Source organism: Microseira wollei NIES-4236, assembly GCF_020521235.1.
In the GTDB taxonomy this organism is placed as follows: Bacteria; Cyanobacteriota; Cyanobacteriia; order Cyanobacteriales; family Aerosakkonemataceae; genus Microseira; species Microseira wollei.
Genome location: NZ_BLAY01000222.1, coordinates 1 through 14,060 on the forward strand (window position 1 = coordinate 1; position 14,060 = coordinate 14,060).

The window sequence follows — 14,060 nt, forward strand, 5'->3', positions numbered from 1 at the left end:
CAAAGTGGTAAATAGAACGTGGTTTTGTATGACACGCAGCGCCCCCCACGCACCCACCCCCCACCCCCCCCACTCCCCCCCACCCCGCCTCTCCACAAAAAAAAAAAAAAAAAAAAAAGCCCACCCCCTCCCGGGGGCGCCCCCCCCCCCCCACCCAAAAGGTGTTGGGTGTTTTGGGGGGGGGGGGGGCGGGCCCCGCCATTGTGGTGAGTTTATTTATATTCACCTACTTAATAAGCGAGCGCGTAACATTTCAAAATCTTGAAGCCCATAAGCTTGGCGCAGAATTAACTTAGCTTTATTGTTAATACCTTCCATCACAACGCTGGTATTCCGATTGATAAAGTAGTTACAAATAACCTCTAAATGTTCGCGAATTGTTCTAGCAACTTTTCCATAAATAACTTGCTCCCCAGTTAGCCATTTTTTGCAGCGATTCATACCGGATGTTACGGTTTTGTTTCAGAAATTAAGCAAAGTTATTCTTTGATATAATCAGTAATTTTGAGACAGGGAGACTGAAATAATATTTGTTCAATTTGTCAAGTTCAGCCTCGGTTAAATCCGCTGATTTTTTCAGGTTTCCGAACCTAAATTGCGCCTGAATCCGGATTTTATTTAAAGCTTGATTGACTAATTTCATCACATGAAATCGGTCAAATACTACTTTGGCATTGGGAAAGAACTCAGCAATCACTTTGGCAAATCCGGCGCATCAAGTGGTTGCTGATTGAGGGCTGCAATGATATCCTCCTGTTTATGGCTATCAATGACTTCGAGTAAATTTCCGGTATCCACATTACTCACCAAAGTAATAAAGCTGCGCTCGCAAATTATATTGCTGATTTCATCTATACTCAATCGTTTAACTTGGATCCAATCTTTTTTTTAATGATTGATTAACGCGCCGGAATATCCCTTCAATTTCTTCCCGACTTAAACCTTCTTCTCGACTAACTTGCTCCATATTGGTAGCTAAAACTCGTTGGTAAATGTTCTGTTCGTAGCGTTGGGTATGTGCTTGCCGCCAATCAATAAAATCTAGTCTTTCCGTGCTATACTTTTGGCAGGTTCGGCAATAGAATCGGCGGCGTGGGACTTTGAGGTAAACTGGTTGACCAAAACTGGGGAGATCTCTGACTAATATGTAAGTAGTTTGGTGTAATTTTTCTGTATACCTTTGGCAATGAGGACAGTGCATTCCACGATTTAAAATTTTCAGATGCAGGCAAATATATCCCTCAACTTGCTGAAAGCTTTCTACGGTAGTTCCTGCTAAGTTTAGCAGCGTATCCAAAGGCGATTTCATCATAGCGGTTAGTCACTGCAACGAAAACTTCCTGATATATTGTAATTTCTCCTCATCCATCAGATACCTTTCGTCAGCTATGCCAGCCTTACTTCCTTATCTAGTAAGATTTTGAGCGGTTTCATTTTCCCAAGTTTCTGACTTTGATAAGCAAAATTAATCACACCAAGTACGGAACCAAAGAAGTCGTTCCCTAGAGGTACTCTGAAGCCACCCCATGCCGTCCATGGGAGGGGGTTCTAATTCACTTTCAACCTTTCTCTGACTCTCCCTATTGCTGGGCAGACCTGCGCGTTTTTGGTGACAGGTTAAGAAAGTGGAGCCAATGGCATTCGCCCCTCGATGCTGGCTGCTGCAAAAGCAGTTTTCATCTCTTTCCCGATCTAGAATCTTTCCAGAAGAAACATGGTCAAGGTTCTGTAAAGAACTCACAGATAGATTTAAGATTTGAGTCAGTTTTGCTTTCAGATTGTGAAGAAGGTTGAAGACGTATGCACAGACCGCAATTAGAGAAAAGAGCAGTTGCCCTTGCCCTCACCACCCTGACCACAGGTTTGCTAGCCGCATGTCAAACCAGCACCACAACGCCTCCTAGCGCCACTAGCCCCGCCCCCGCTAGCCCCGTTGCCGCGACTCCCACAACCGCCGCAACGACTCCAGCAGGGGGCGAGGGAGGACTGAAAATAGGTTCGCTCCTCCCCTCTACAGGTGACCTCGCTTCCATCGGACAGGCGATGGTTGCCGCCGTGCCGATGGCAGTGGAAACTGCGAACAAGTGCGGCGGCGTCAACGGCAAACCCGTTACCCTCGTGGCAGAAGACGACCAAACCAACCCCGCAGCGGGAACAACCGCAATGACCAAACTCGCCGAAGTAGACAAAGTTGCCGGTGTGGTAGGTTCTTTTGCCAGCAGCGTTTCTAGCGCCGCCGTCAATATCGCCGTGCGGAATAAAGTCATGTTAGTTTCCCCCGGCAGCACCAGTCCCGTATTTACCGAAAAGGCGAAAAAAGGCGAATTTCAAGGTTTTTGGGCGCGTACTGCCCCCCCAGATACCTACCAAGCAGCGGCACTTGCCAACCTTGCCAAGGAAAAAGGGTTCAAGCGCGTTTCTACGGTGGTGATTAATAACGACTACGGCGTCGGGTTTGAAAAGGCATTTGTGCAAGCTTTCGAGAAACAAGGCGGTACTGTAGTCAACAAAGCCAAACCCACGCGCTACGACCCTAAAGCTACCACATTCGATACCGAAGCCGCCGCCGCGTTTGCCGGGAAGCCAGATGCTGTAGTTGCGGTGCTTTATGCCGAAACCGGCAGTATATTCCTGAAATCGGCGTTTCAGCAAGGGGTGAGTCAGGGAGTAACCGTGATGCTCACCGATGGGGTTTATTCGCCCACTTTTCCAGAGCAAGTCGGTAAAACTGGGGATGGCAAGTTTATCTTAGCCGGAGCAGTTGGCACCACACCGGGTGCGGATGGCAAAGCACTGACAGAATTTGCCAAACTCTGGCAAGAAAAACAAGGCAGAGCGGTGGATGCCTATGCGCCCCAAACTTGGGATGCAACTGCTTTGTTGATGCTGGCGGCAGAAGCGGCTAAGTCTAATACAGGCGAAGGGATTAAAAGTAAAATCCGGGAAGTTGCCAATGCTCCCGGTGAAGAAGTCAGCGATGTTTGCAAGGCGCTCGAGTTAGTCCGCCAAGGCAAAGACATCAATTACCAAGGTGCCAGCGGCAACGTGGATATCGATCAAAACGGCGACGTAGTTGGTAGCTACGATGTCTGGAGGGTGGAACCCACTGGTAAGTTGTCCGTAACGGGTAAAGTGAGTCCGAAATAATCGATGCAGGTGGGCAGAGGGGCAGGGGGGCAGGGGGGCAGAGGGGCAGAGGGGCAGAGGGGCAGAGGGGCAGAGGGGCATTTGAATCTATATTCTCCCCATCTTCTCTGCACCCCATCTCCCCTGCACCCCATCTCCCCTGCACCCCATCTCCCCTGCACCCCATCTCTCCTGCACACCTGCTCCGTCACCCCATGCCCCAATCTAAAATCGGAATCCCGTACCAAAGTTATAACCGACACCGACTATGAGTCCCACACCCACAGTATCGGTGTTAAATCCTAGATTTAAGCCAGCGGTGGCGGTAAATTGCTCTGTTAAAGGTAAATCGACTCCTCCAGTGAGCAAAAAGCCAACCGTGCTGTCATCGGAAGTGGTGATGATGGCGCCAGCACCCACGTAGGGAGCAAAATTAACTCTTTCAAAAGGTTCTGCTTGGATGGGAAAATCGAAAGTGATTGGGATTAGGATATCAGCATCCCCCGAAACTACAATCGCCGGACGAATTGAAAAGCGTTGCGTCATCCCAATTTTACTAAAAACAGCAAAGCCAAATTCCCCGATCGCCGTGTCGCCGCCGATACCGATGTTGCCGCCGATACCGATATAGCTGGAGCCAGAACGAGTGGGGCGACCAGGGTCTAGTTCAGCTTGCGCAACGGTTGGAGTATCTAATTTAACATTTGTTGTCCGGGATGGGTTGGTGGTAGGTTGTGTCAAAAGCGTTGCAGCGGAGGTTTCAACGGTACCTGGAACGGGTGGGGGTGTAACTGCCCGTTGGGATACGATTGATTGTGGCTGTTGCTCCAAAGAGGCTAGAACGCTATCTATCTGGTCTGATTTTGCTTTCATTGCTGCGGGTATCGAGTCCAAAGTTGACTCCCTAGCAGCGGTGTTTTGAATAAACTGTGGGTTCGAGTCGGCAAGGTTCCTAGTCGCCGTGTCAGTCGCCAGAGGTTCGCTGTTTGCACTGGCGATGTTGGTAACGCTAGCAACGGCTGTGAGACTGACTATAACAGCAGCACGCTGAAGAATGTTCTGGTTCACGGTCACTCCTCTACAAAAGCCAAATTTTTGAGCAGATTTACGCTACGTCTCCAATTTACCGCAAAGCGCCAAATGCCCCCCATCTTAAGCAGGTAGAGGAAATAGGGAGATGGGGGAGAGGGGGAAGATGAGGCAGATGAGGAAGTAATATCATGTCCAGTGGCATCGGTAGTGTATGGATAGCTAATTGCTAATTGCTCATTGCTAATTGTCAATTGCCTCCAGATCTGCTCAGTAATGATTGACTGTTTCTTTTTTATTTAGCCATTAGGGATTAGCTATTAGCAGTTACACAACCGTTGGTCAGGGACATGATATAATATTATGTTCGGCAAATCACCGATAATTAAAACTCGACCTGTCCCCGGGTCCTTAGGGTCCCCGCGTCAGTCACAACTTCGCTGCATTTTTAGACTGATGCATCGATGGCGAGCGCAACTTGCTGGGAAACAAAGGGTAAAATTGCCTTGTTCTGGCTGTGAGCTTTGCCTTCTGTAAAGACAACTAACAAATAGGGTTGCAAGTCTGGTATTTCAATATAAGCCGCGTCGTGACGCACAGCGCTTGTCCACCCAGCTTTAGACCAAATTTGGGCATCTTGGGGTAGTCCGCCACCCCCCAGGAAACCCGTTATTTGATTTTCGTCCCTATCGGTAATTAAATCATCCGGGTTGAGACTGCGTTGCAATATTGCCATCATCGCTTGGGATGCTTTGGCGGAAACTGCGACTCCGCCTACAATGCTGTGCAATAATCGGGCGGTGGCGTTTGTGGTCAGCATGTTGCGATTTTCTAACGAGGCTCCCACAAAAATGCGATCGCGTCCATAGGGACCATCGCACCAGGTTTTTTGATTGACGTTAATTGTCTGTAATTCAGGCCAATTAAGGGATTGAAAGTAGCGATTGACGATGTTGCGCTGTAATTTCCAGGTTTCAAACGGACCTGGGGGTAATTCTGGCCCGCTAGTGACTCCTGTTAATACATCTACCACTAAACTGGTGGCATCGTTGCTGGAGTCTACAATCATATCGCGGATGGCTCGATTTAATTCGGCAGTGATTTGGATTGCGCCTTTTTCTAACCATTCGTAGATGGCGACGAGGTAAAATAACTTGACGACGCTGGCGGGGTAGATCCGTTGATTACCGCGATACTCAAAGCCTCTAATGGGATACTTCCAGAAAGCTTCGGCACTCAATGCGCCGCCGGTATTTACGGGGACGGGAGGATCGTAGACAATCCAGGTCAGGGCGATTTGATTGCGTTCTAGGGTGGGAAATTCCCCCCAGGTTGACTCTAGGATGCGCGAGCCTAATAATTCTAGTTGTTCGTCTTTGTGAAAAAATGTCATTTGATTGGCTAATGGCTAATGGCTAATGGCTGATGGTAAAAAGGCAATTAGCAGTTAGCAATTAGCAACCTCTCACTTGACCAATTACCTATTACCTATGCCCGAATATCGATGTCGAGTTAATCTAAATCTCTATGATTCCCCTGAATGCACCCGTTTGGCAACGCAGGCGGCGTCTTTGCGTCACTTGCGCTTGGTGTCCCTAGATAATGATAAGGCAGTTGGGGTGTGTCTGTGCGAAGATGATTATCCGGGGTGGTTGCCGATTGGGGATAAGATCTTCCTGGAGGAGACGACAACAGTTTATCGCGCCATCGCTCTCTCTTTTACAGACATCCAGGATAGATTACCCTCGGTCATCGCTTTTACCCAACAAGCGATGCAACAGCCAAACTGCTATCTTTGGGGTGGTACGGTAGCGCCAAATTATGATTGTTCCGGACTGATGCAAGCTGCTTTTGCTTCGACGGGTATTTGGTTACCCAGAGATGCCTACCAGCAAGAAGCTTTTACCCAGCGTATCCCGATTGAGGAATTGTTACCAGGAGATTTGGTTTTTTTTGGTACGCCCCAAAAAGCTACCCATGTCGGACTCTATCTAGGAGAAGGATACTATATACACAGTTCTGGTGCAAAAATGGGTCGTAATGGCATTGCCATCGATTTGCTTTCAGATGCGGGAGATGATGTTAGTCGATCTTATTATCAGCAATTGCGCGGTGCGGGTCGAGTCGTAGCCAGTTATCAACCAAAGTAGTCATTAAGTAACGCAAGTTGCTAGTTAACCCAAGTTGCTAGTTATAACTATCGTGGGTTGCACAGCAGAAGCTAATCGCCAGCTTGCTAATTGCTGATGGGAATATTTTTCGGGTCTACCAGCCATTAGCTATTAGCCATTAACCTGTCTTCAGCCCTAAAAAGATAACTAGCAACAAGCGTTAGTTATTTAAATTGGTAATTGGTAATTGGATTCATTAGCAGTCTACTCTTGACAATTACCCATTACCCATTACCCATTACCAGCGCTCTTGGATGTAACTAGCAACTTGAGTTATTACCTATTAACGATTTTCTTTTCCATCTGCCATATTTTAGAGCGTTCATCGACTATTTTTATCTGGTACTTTTTACCCATTTATGTTTGAAATTTACTAGAATTATTCTCCAAAAATACATCCCTGAAACCGTCGTAAATTTTGGGAATATTAGGCTGTATTACTAGCTGAAAAATCCTCCAGCTTTTCCCAGGGCTTTTCCATATAAAAAATCCAGGGAATATCCAACTAAAACTCAAACAATAGGAGTCGGAATATCTCCTATTTGTAAATCTCTAAAAACGCGACTTAAATTTAATATCCAACTTCTCACTAGAATGAATACATTTGAGCGAATTAGACTGCTCGCGTTCATTTTAGCAACTTGATTAGCAAATATTACAATTAAACCCCGCAACCAAAGTGGCGGCATGTTCCACCATTGATTGATTAACTTGCTTGGGGTATTGTCTGCGCTTTCAGTAATCATGATATTTTTACCTGATTTTATATACAGCCAGCAAAAAAAAATAACAAAAAATTGTATTGGTATGTAATCGATTTATTTTAACCGATAGTGAACAGGGGTGTAAAAGTGGGAGATCTCTCGCACCAGAACACCATAGTGCCATAACCCAGGGGGCTCGCGCTATACTTAGTCTGTTGTAGCAGGCGTTTCCTCAATTCGATTATCCAGGCATCTACAATATAAAATCATTTGGCGGAATCCGGTTGCAATTGACATTAACATTAGGTAAGAATTCCCCAGGGGAATGCTTTTAGATGGTTTAAATGAATGAACATCTCGTTATTTACTGAAGGAATGGGGGCGCAGACTCCTGCCAACTCCACTCAGCCAGAATTGTCCGTAGTTGTGCCAATCTACAACGAAGTAGAGAGCATTCCCAGCTTAATCGAAGCGATCGCTACCAGTTTAAACGCTACCGACCTGACTTACGAACTGATCTGCGTCGATGATGGTTCCCAGGATGGTTCTTCAGAACTACTCAAACAACAGGCGCAGGCGCGTACCGACTTGCGCGTCGTGCTGCTGCGCCGCAATTATGGTCAAACGGCGGCTATGGCAGCGGGGTTTAACTACGCGCGCGGTCGGGTTATCGTGACCTTAGACGGGGACTTGCAAAACGATCCGGCAGATATTCCGCTATTACTGGCAAAATTAGGAGAAGGTTACGACATGGTCAGCGGCTGGCGCAAAAACCGACAAGATGCCGCCGTGACGCGCTTGTTACCTTCCAAAATCGCCAACTGGCTAATTGGAAAAATTACCGGCGTCAAGCTGCACGACTACGGCTGTTCGCTTAAAGCTTACCGCAGCGAACTGGTGGCGGATATGAACCTTTACGGCGAATTACACCGATTTTTGCCCGCTTTAGCCTATATTGAAGGCGCGAGAATTACAGAAATCCCCGTGGGTCACCACGCGCGTCGCTACGGTAGCAGCAAGTACGGTTTGGGGCGGACGTTTCGCGTGTTAATGGATTTATTAACGATTTGGTTTATGAAAAAATTCCTGACGCGCCCGATGCACGTTTTTGGGCTGTTAGGATTGATTTCTATGTTCCTGGGGACGGTGTTGGGAGGCTATCTGACTTGCTTAAAAATTGGACTGGGAGAAGAAATCGGCAATCGTCCCTTACTGATTTTGGCAGTTGTGTTGCTGTTAACCGGCGTCCAGCTGTTTAGCTTCGGGTTGCTGGCTGAGTTGTTGATGCGAACTTACCACGAATCCCAAGGAAGACCAATCTATCGGGTGAGGGAAATTGTCGAGCCAATCGTCAAAAATAGTTAACAATAGGCTGGTCATTGGTAAAAAACTAAGGACAAACAAGTTGAAAGTATTTTCGACGCTGGAAAAGCCAGTACGCCGCAACCTGGTAATTTTATTTGCTGCTGGGTTGTTGTTTTGGTGTAGTATGGCTTCTCTACTGCCGACTTTACCTACCTATGTGGAGGATATCGGCGGTACAAAACAAGAAATTGGCACGGTAATGGGTGGGTTTGCCATCGGACTGTTGCTGTTTCGCCCTAGACTGGGTCGGATGGTGGATCGGCAGAGTCGGAAAGGGGTTTTGCTGTTGGGTATTGTGGTAGCAGCGATCGCACCCTTGGGTTATCTGTTTGTCAAGTCGATTCCGCTTTTAATCGCCCTGCGCGCTTTTCACGGCATCAGTATCGCCGCCTTTACTACTGCTTACAGCACCCTAGTAGTCGATTTATCCCCCAGCGCCATGCGGGGAGAATTGATTGGCTATATGAGTCTGGTACAACCAATAGGCGTCGCATTGGGGCCAGCGATGGGAGGATTGTTACAGGAACAAGCGGGTTACCCGGCTTTATTTTTGCTCACCGCGCTTTTGGCAGTTTTCAGCGGCATCGGTGCTGCGGCGATTCGGGAAGCAAGGGGGCAAGGGGGTGTGGGGGAAGTTGGCGATACCTCTTTACCACCAGGTGCGAACAGTCCATTCTGGCGACTGCTGCTGAGTCCCCGCTTGCGAATTCCAACCTTGGTGATGCTGCTAATTGGTTTGGCTTTTGGGGCGTTGAGTACGTTTGTGCCTTTGTATATCCGAGAAACAAAGGTGGATTTGAATCCTGGCTGGTTTTATACGGCTGCGGCGATCGCTAGTTTCAGTTTACGCTTATTCATCGGTCGGGCTTCGGATCGCTACGGGCGCGGATTGTTTATCACTGGTAGTTTACTCTGCTATACCGTGGCGATGTTTATGCTCTCTAGTGCTAATAGCGCCGTTGCTTTTTTGCTAGCAGGCGCAATCGAAGGTGCTGGCGGCGGTACTTTCATTCCGATGGTAATTGCCTTAATTTCCGACCGTTCCTCGTCCCACGAACGCGGTCGAGTTTTTGCGCTGTGCGTGGGTGGGTTTGATTTAGGGATGGCGATCGCCGGACCAGTTTTCGGTTCTTTTGCCCAACAACTCGGCTACCGAGGTATCTTTACCCTTAGCACCGGCTTAGCTTTTCTAGCCCTAGTCATCTTCCTCACCCAGTGTAATAAAGATGTAACCCATTCCCTCAAGTTCGCTTTAGGTCGAGAAAGGGATACCTATGCCCTAGACAGGTAACTTCTCCTAGCTTCTTTGTACATCAGCACTGTGCAAGACAAAACTTACTCAACTCAAGCATTTCGCTTAATTTGACGTTTGCTTCCTGCTTCAACCAAGGATGACGGCATCAACAGTCCCCAGGCGTAAATTCCGCGCTTGCCGCACGTACAAGGGTCTTTGGAGCATTCTCCCAACACTGGCGCGAATGCTCCTAAGGCTGAAGTAAAAACGAATATATATAACACTTTCGCTGTCAAGTCAAGTAAAGATTTATTTTTTGTTGGGTGTGACTGGAAGTGGCTATGCCAAACTAAGGGAAAATACTGAGATGCAGGCGTAGGGGAGGCGGGATATGAGCAGGCAATGGGCGCAGAAAAAATCTGGATGGAATTCTTCGATGCCTGTGCAAAAAAGTTCATCTTGGCAGCGACCTTTCAGGGACCCAATTTATGATGCGCCAGCGCCAAAGCAGACGCCTTCAGTGCAAACAAAACGCCGTAACGTTGACTGGAGTCGGGTAACCGTAGAAGCCCAAAGTCCAGCAGGAGTGCTGACTCAGATTAATGCGCCTCAAACTGAGCAGCCACAGCAAGGGCAGACAGTCCAGCGCGAACAGATGCAAGAATTCGATGAGCTGAAAACGAAGCAAGAAGCCGGAACCATCCAACGCCTGGAGATGCCACAACAGGAGGATGAAGAGAAAATTAGCCCAAAGATGATGGTGCAGCGGCAGCCTGGTAAAGATGGGATGGCTGCTAAAGCGAATCTGGAAGAGAATTCAACAACAGAAAAATCGGCAGGAAACACACCTACAACAATCAACGATCAACCTGATAAAGGATTAATTCAAAGAGTCACTACAAGGGATACAGAGGCAAAAAAAAGGCACAGGGAAGAACAAGAAGCATTGTCACAGCCACGCACTGACAGCAGAAAACGGACAAGAGCAAGTCAAACAGCTAGCGATTCGCAGCCAGCTCGGAATCTACTACCCTCTATCCCAAACTTTGAAACTACTGAGGATGGAAAATCCTTGTGGTATATGGATTCAAAAGGTCCTAAACGTCCTTCATGGGGAGGTGTCGATGAGGAGATATACGAAAGCGCAAAAAAACAAGACAATCCCCAGAAGCAGCGAACAGAATATTTGTGCGAAAAAACTAACAAATACTTGCCGCGCAAAAAAGATAGAAAAGGTAATGAGGATTACTTAGATATTGACCATAAGCTGAATTGGAAAGAACATATCTACAACTCATTAGATATGCATGAAGTCTCGGTTGATCATCATGGTCAACCTATTCAGATTAGAGCATATCTCTGGGAAGAAGTAGAAACAGTCTACAGGAACAAAGAGAACTTACAATTAATAGCAAAGAGTGCCAATAGAAGCAAAAGTGGACCAAAGCACTTTGATTCGGCAGTGCAAGAATATGTGGGAATAAGTTGAAGATAGGTAACAAGCGATCGCACTCTTTTTGATTTTTGCTTGGTGGGTGCGTATCGCCTGCTTTTTGCCACACACAAATCATCACTCGGACAATTCCCCAAAACGTTCCCGATAGCGAGCCAATAACGCCTCCATTTCTGCCAATTTTTGCTGAGCTTGCTCTTTTTGCTGCCGTTCTTGCTCTTTTTGCTGCCGTTCTGCAAGAGCAGCTTCTTCAGGCGTCAATATCAACTCCCCTTCGGGGGTAAAGAAACGCAATTTTGACTCGTGGATGCCCAAATATAACTCTAATTGCTGACTCCATAGTCTGCCATTCTCATTCGGTACAAGGTCTTGATAACGACCCCCTACCAACTGGAATCCTTTAAATTCAAGGCTATCCGGGTCAAACCAAAAATAATCCGGCGTGCGGAAATTATCCTGGTAAATTTGTTTTTTCAAACCCCGGTCTGTATCGGCAGTTTTGGATGAGAGAATTTCTACAATAACATTGGGATACTTACCATCTTCTTCCCAAACAACCCAACTTTTACGCGGTTTGCGCTCGGTTCCTAACACTACAAAAAAATCTGGTCCCCGAAATTTCTCGGATTTCCGCTGGCGGGGACTGTAGTAGATGGTGAGATTGCCGCATGCATAAAAGTCATTGCGGTTTTGCCACCAAGATTCTAGACATTGAAGCAGCAGCATTATTTGCCGCAAGTGCAGTTCGGTTTCCAAGGGTGGTTCGTCGCTGTATAAGTCACCTGGAGGAAATATAACATCTTCCAGAACATCTTCGGATATTTCTAAGTCTTGGGCAAGAGACATGGTAACCAGAGAAAAACAGTAAGCAGAATTCCTAACCCTATTGTAACGAATCGCCTACAACTTCAATCACCCCAACAAGCGTTTAAGTTGCTTGTAAACCTCATCATCATTGCGCTTACCAACTAAAATCACCTCAACCAAATCCTCGTCTGGATTAAAGCGGTAAACAATCCGATATTCGCCGCTATCCACCCGATAGTAACCTGGATAGCCGCATAATTCTTGGCTATCAGATGGTATAGGATCAACGTTTAGCGCCAATACTTTTTTGGCAAGTGCAGCAATTTTCGGCTGCAAACCCTTGAGAAAATCGAGAACGGTTTTCAAACCATCAAGCTTTGCCATGTGATTAATCTTCGCTGTCTTGACTAGCTAGACGGTTAAGTTCTGCTGTAAAGATTTGGGTGCCAACCATTTGTGAGTTTTTTAGTGCTGTTTCAGCAAGTTGACCAAAAACACGATCTTCCAATTCCGCAAGGCGCTGCATCAATTGCTGGTAGTCGTTAGCCGACATAATCACATAATTAGGTTGTGAATCCTCTGTTAGAAGGATCGGCTCTTTTGCAGCATTTTCAAATATTTCTCTGTAGCGCTGGGAGACTTCTGTGACGGGATAGCTCTGCATGTAGCCCTACTTTGCTCCAATGTTTATCAATATTATATCGTGAAACAGGTTGCGATCGCGCAGCGTGCCTTTGGCATATCGCGCAGCGGAAGGGAGGCATATTGCTTGCCATTACTAAAGCGATCGCAAATTTCATATTTCATATTTGATCAACCAAAAATCTAAAATCTAAAATCTGAAATTCTTGCTAAACCTCAATCCGGCTTCGGTGGCAATTCAATTGGTGACAATCTATCCGCCGGAGTAGCAGGTGAAGGTGCAGTTTCTCCTGGTGCAGTTTCTCCGGGTACAGTTCTTCCAGGTGAAGGTGTTTGAGGTTGAATTACCCGACTTGGTTCAACAGTTTCGAGGGTAACCGACTGCGTTGTTTGCTCGCCAGCTTTATTGGTTACTCTAAGCGTAATCGTGACGCTACTGGGAGGTTTACTCAACGTGTAAGTTTTGGAACCTTGCGGCTTTTGCACATCGCCAAAAGGCAGCAGTTCAACCTTAATATCTTCCCCATTTTCTACTTTCCAAGACAATATAACATCGACTGGTTTTCTATCTTTATTAATTTCATAAACGTATTTCGGCTTTTCACTCGCATCTTGACCGTTAATTTTAAAATAGACAATCTTAACTGGCGTCGCGGGTTTAGGTGGTATGGGTTTAATCTTGATATTAGGTGTATGCTTAGCAATCTCCGGTTCCGCTTCGCCTTGTTTGGGAATCACCGTCAGTTTAAAATTGTAGTCACCGGCTTGTTTGGCTCCTGTAGGCACATTTTGACAAATTAGATTGTTCGTTAAAGTACAGAATTTTTTCAGTTGAGCAGGCAAAGTATTATTAATAATTGGATACCGCTTCAATTGGCTGTTCACAGAGCCATCGGGAGCTAAACTTATCAGTCTTAACTCTTTAATTTGGTTGGCGTCGCTAATTTCCCAATTGAGCATAATTTCCTCATTTTTAGCTGCCTCATAAAATGGCTTTGTTGAGGAAATTTGACCAATTTTCGGGACTGGTAATGGTTTAACTACAATCGTATCGGTTTCTTTGGCATCTGAAGGTTGGTTGGGATTTTCCTGGGAAATCACTTCGACTTTGTAAGTATAACTCCCTGCTTTCGCCGGAGTCATGCGGATATTTTGACAGGTGATAGTTGCCGGATTATTTCCTGGGGTCAATTGTTGCGGTTTGCATTGACTCAGGGGAATTGTGTTTTTAGTTACCACTCCATCACTTCCCTGTTGAATAATCCTCAATTCTTTAATTTGACTAGAGTTGCTGATACTCCAACTTAAAAGAATTGGCTCTTGATATTCATAATTTGCTTTGTTAGTTAAAACTTTTTCAATTTTCGGTACCGGCACAGGCGGCAGTGGTTTAACTACAATAGTATCGGTTTCTTTGGCATCTGAAGGTTGGTTGGGATTTTCCTGGGAAATCACTTCGACTTTGTAAGTATAACTCCCTGCTTTCGCCGGAGTCATGCGGATATTTTGACAGGTGATAGTTGCCGGAT

The 14,060-nt window shown here is 46.4% G+C and carries 16 protein-coding genes and 1 pseudogene; 5 read left to right on the forward strand and 12 right to left on the reverse strand.

The window, feature by feature from the left end; translation table 11 throughout:
- Nucleotides 1-222: 222 nt before the first annotated feature.
- The 4 genes from MiSe_RS42545 to MiSe_RS42560 are packed head-to-tail and all read right to left on the reverse strand — an operon-like array spanning nt 223 to nt 1,312.
- Nucleotides 223-441 carry a transposase gene (locus tag MiSe_RS42545; RefSeq protein WP_226592243.1) on the reverse strand — a complete coding sequence of 73 codons (219 nt, stop codon included), beginning with the start codon at nt 439-441 and terminating at the stop codon, nt 223-225.
- A gap of 28 nt (nt 442-469) precedes the next feature.
- The gene (locus tag MiSe_RS53330) at nt 470-697 is read right to left on the reverse strand and encodes a transposase (protein WP_226592244.1); all 228 of its coding nucleotides are present in this window, start codon (nt 695-697) and stop codon (nt 470-472) included.
- Nucleotides 694-861, reverse strand: coding sequence for a hypothetical protein (locus MiSe_RS42555; RefSeq protein WP_226592247.1), 168 nt, complete (start codon nt 859-861; stop codon nt 694-696). The genes MiSe_RS53330 and MiSe_RS42555 overlap by 4 nt, the downstream gene beginning before the upstream one ends.
- Before the next feature lie 4 nt (nt 862-865).
- The gene (locus MiSe_RS42560; RefSeq protein WP_226592248.1) at nt 866-1,312 is read right to left on the reverse strand and encodes a transposase family protein; all 447 of its coding nucleotides are present in this window, start codon (nt 1,310-1,312) and stop codon (nt 866-868) included.
- A 488-nt stretch (nt 1,313-1,800) separates the two neighbouring features.
- On the opposite strand from MiSe_RS42560, the gene MiSe_RS42565 reads away from it, so the two are divergent.
- On the forward strand, nt 1,801-3,147 hold the full coding sequence (locus tag MiSe_RS42565) for an ABC transporter substrate-binding protein (protein ID WP_226592250.1): 1,347 nt from the start codon (nt 1,801-1,803) through the stop codon (nt 3,145-3,147).
- A gap of 204 nt (nt 3,148-3,351) precedes the next feature.
- Here the strand turns inward: MiSe_RS42565 and MiSe_RS42570 are convergent, their stop codons facing one another.
- Nucleotides 3,352-4,194 carry a hypothetical protein gene (locus MiSe_RS42570; protein ID WP_226592252.1) on the reverse strand — a complete coding sequence of 281 codons (843 nt, stop codon included), beginning with the start codon at nt 4,192-4,194 and terminating at the stop codon, nt 3,352-3,354.
- A gap of 409 nt (nt 4,195-4,603) precedes the next feature.
- Complete coding sequence (locus tag MiSe_RS42575; protein ID WP_226592254.1) at nt 4,604-5,548, reverse strand: serine hydrolase; 945 nt, start codon at nt 5,546-5,548, stop codon at nt 4,604-4,606.
- A 97-nt stretch (nt 5,549-5,645) separates the two neighbouring features.
- On the opposite strand from MiSe_RS42575, the gene MiSe_RS42580 reads away from it, so the two are divergent.
- Nucleotides 5,646-6,305 carry a C40 family peptidase gene (locus MiSe_RS42580; protein WP_226592256.1) on the forward strand — a complete coding sequence of 220 codons (660 nt, stop codon included), beginning with the start codon at nt 5,646-5,648 and terminating at the stop codon, nt 6,303-6,305.
- A 533-nt stretch (nt 6,306-6,838) separates the two neighbouring features.
- Here the strand turns inward: MiSe_RS42580 and MiSe_RS42585 are convergent.
- Nucleotides 6,839-7,072, reverse strand: a complete 234-nt coding sequence (locus MiSe_RS42585; RefSeq protein ID WP_226592258.1) for a hypothetical protein — start codon at nt 7,070-7,072, stop codon at nt 6,839-6,841.
- A gap of 306 nt (nt 7,073-7,378) precedes the next feature.
- Between MiSe_RS42585 and MiSe_RS42590 the strand changes: the two genes are divergently transcribed.
- Entirely contained in the window at nt 7,379-8,395 is a 1,017-nt protein-coding gene (locus MiSe_RS42590) for a glycosyltransferase family 2 protein (RefSeq protein WP_226592260.1), read from the forward strand.
- A 40-nt stretch (nt 8,396-8,435) separates the two neighbouring features.
- Nucleotides 8,436-9,686 (forward strand): MFS transporter, encoded by a 1,251-nt coding sequence (locus tag MiSe_RS42595; RefSeq protein ID WP_226592262.1) that lies wholly within the window; start codon nt 8,436-8,438, stop codon nt 9,684-9,686.
- A 53-nt stretch (nt 9,687-9,739) separates the two neighbouring features.
- Here the strand turns inward: MiSe_RS42595 and MiSe_RS42600 are convergent, their stop codons facing one another.
- The gene (locus tag MiSe_RS42600; protein ID WP_226592263.1) at nt 9,740-10,087 is read right to left on the reverse strand and encodes a hypothetical protein; all 348 of its coding nucleotides are present in this window, start codon (nt 10,085-10,087) and stop codon (nt 9,740-9,742) included.
- Between the two features lie 62 nt (nt 10,088-10,149).
- Here MiSe_RS42600 and MiSe_RS42605 point away from each other — a divergent pair, with 62 nt between their 5' ends.
- Nucleotides 10,150-11,118: a hypothetical protein gene (locus tag MiSe_RS42605; protein WP_226592265.1), complete on the forward strand. Its 969-nt coding sequence runs from the start codon at nt 10,150-10,152 to the stop codon at nt 11,116-11,118.
- Nucleotides 11,119-11,199: 81 nt separating this feature from the next.
- On the opposite strand, the gene MiSe_RS42610 is transcribed toward MiSe_RS42605, so the two are convergent.
- The 4 genes and pseudogenes from MiSe_RS42610 to MiSe_RS42625 form a co-directional block, all read right to left on the reverse strand.
- Complete coding sequence (locus MiSe_RS42610) at nt 11,200-11,928, reverse strand: Uma2 family endonuclease (RefSeq protein WP_226592267.1); 729 nt, start codon at nt 11,926-11,928, stop codon at nt 11,200-11,202.
- A 66-nt stretch (nt 11,929-11,994) separates the two neighbouring features.
- Nucleotides 11,995-12,273 (reverse strand): type II toxin-antitoxin system RelE family toxin, encoded by a 279-nt coding sequence (locus tag MiSe_RS42615; protein WP_226592269.1) that lies wholly within the window; start codon nt 12,271-12,273, stop codon nt 11,995-11,997.
- 4 nt (nt 12,274-12,277) lie between these two features.
- The gene (locus MiSe_RS42620) at nt 12,278-12,553 is read right to left on the reverse strand and encodes a type II toxin-antitoxin system Phd/YefM family antitoxin (RefSeq protein WP_226592271.1); all 276 of its coding nucleotides are present in this window, start codon (nt 12,551-12,553) and stop codon (nt 12,278-12,280) included.
- A gap of 194 nt (nt 12,554-12,747) precedes the next feature.
- Nucleotides 12,748-14,060, reverse strand: a pseudogene (locus MiSe_RS42625) (hypothetical protein); the annotation flags it as partial.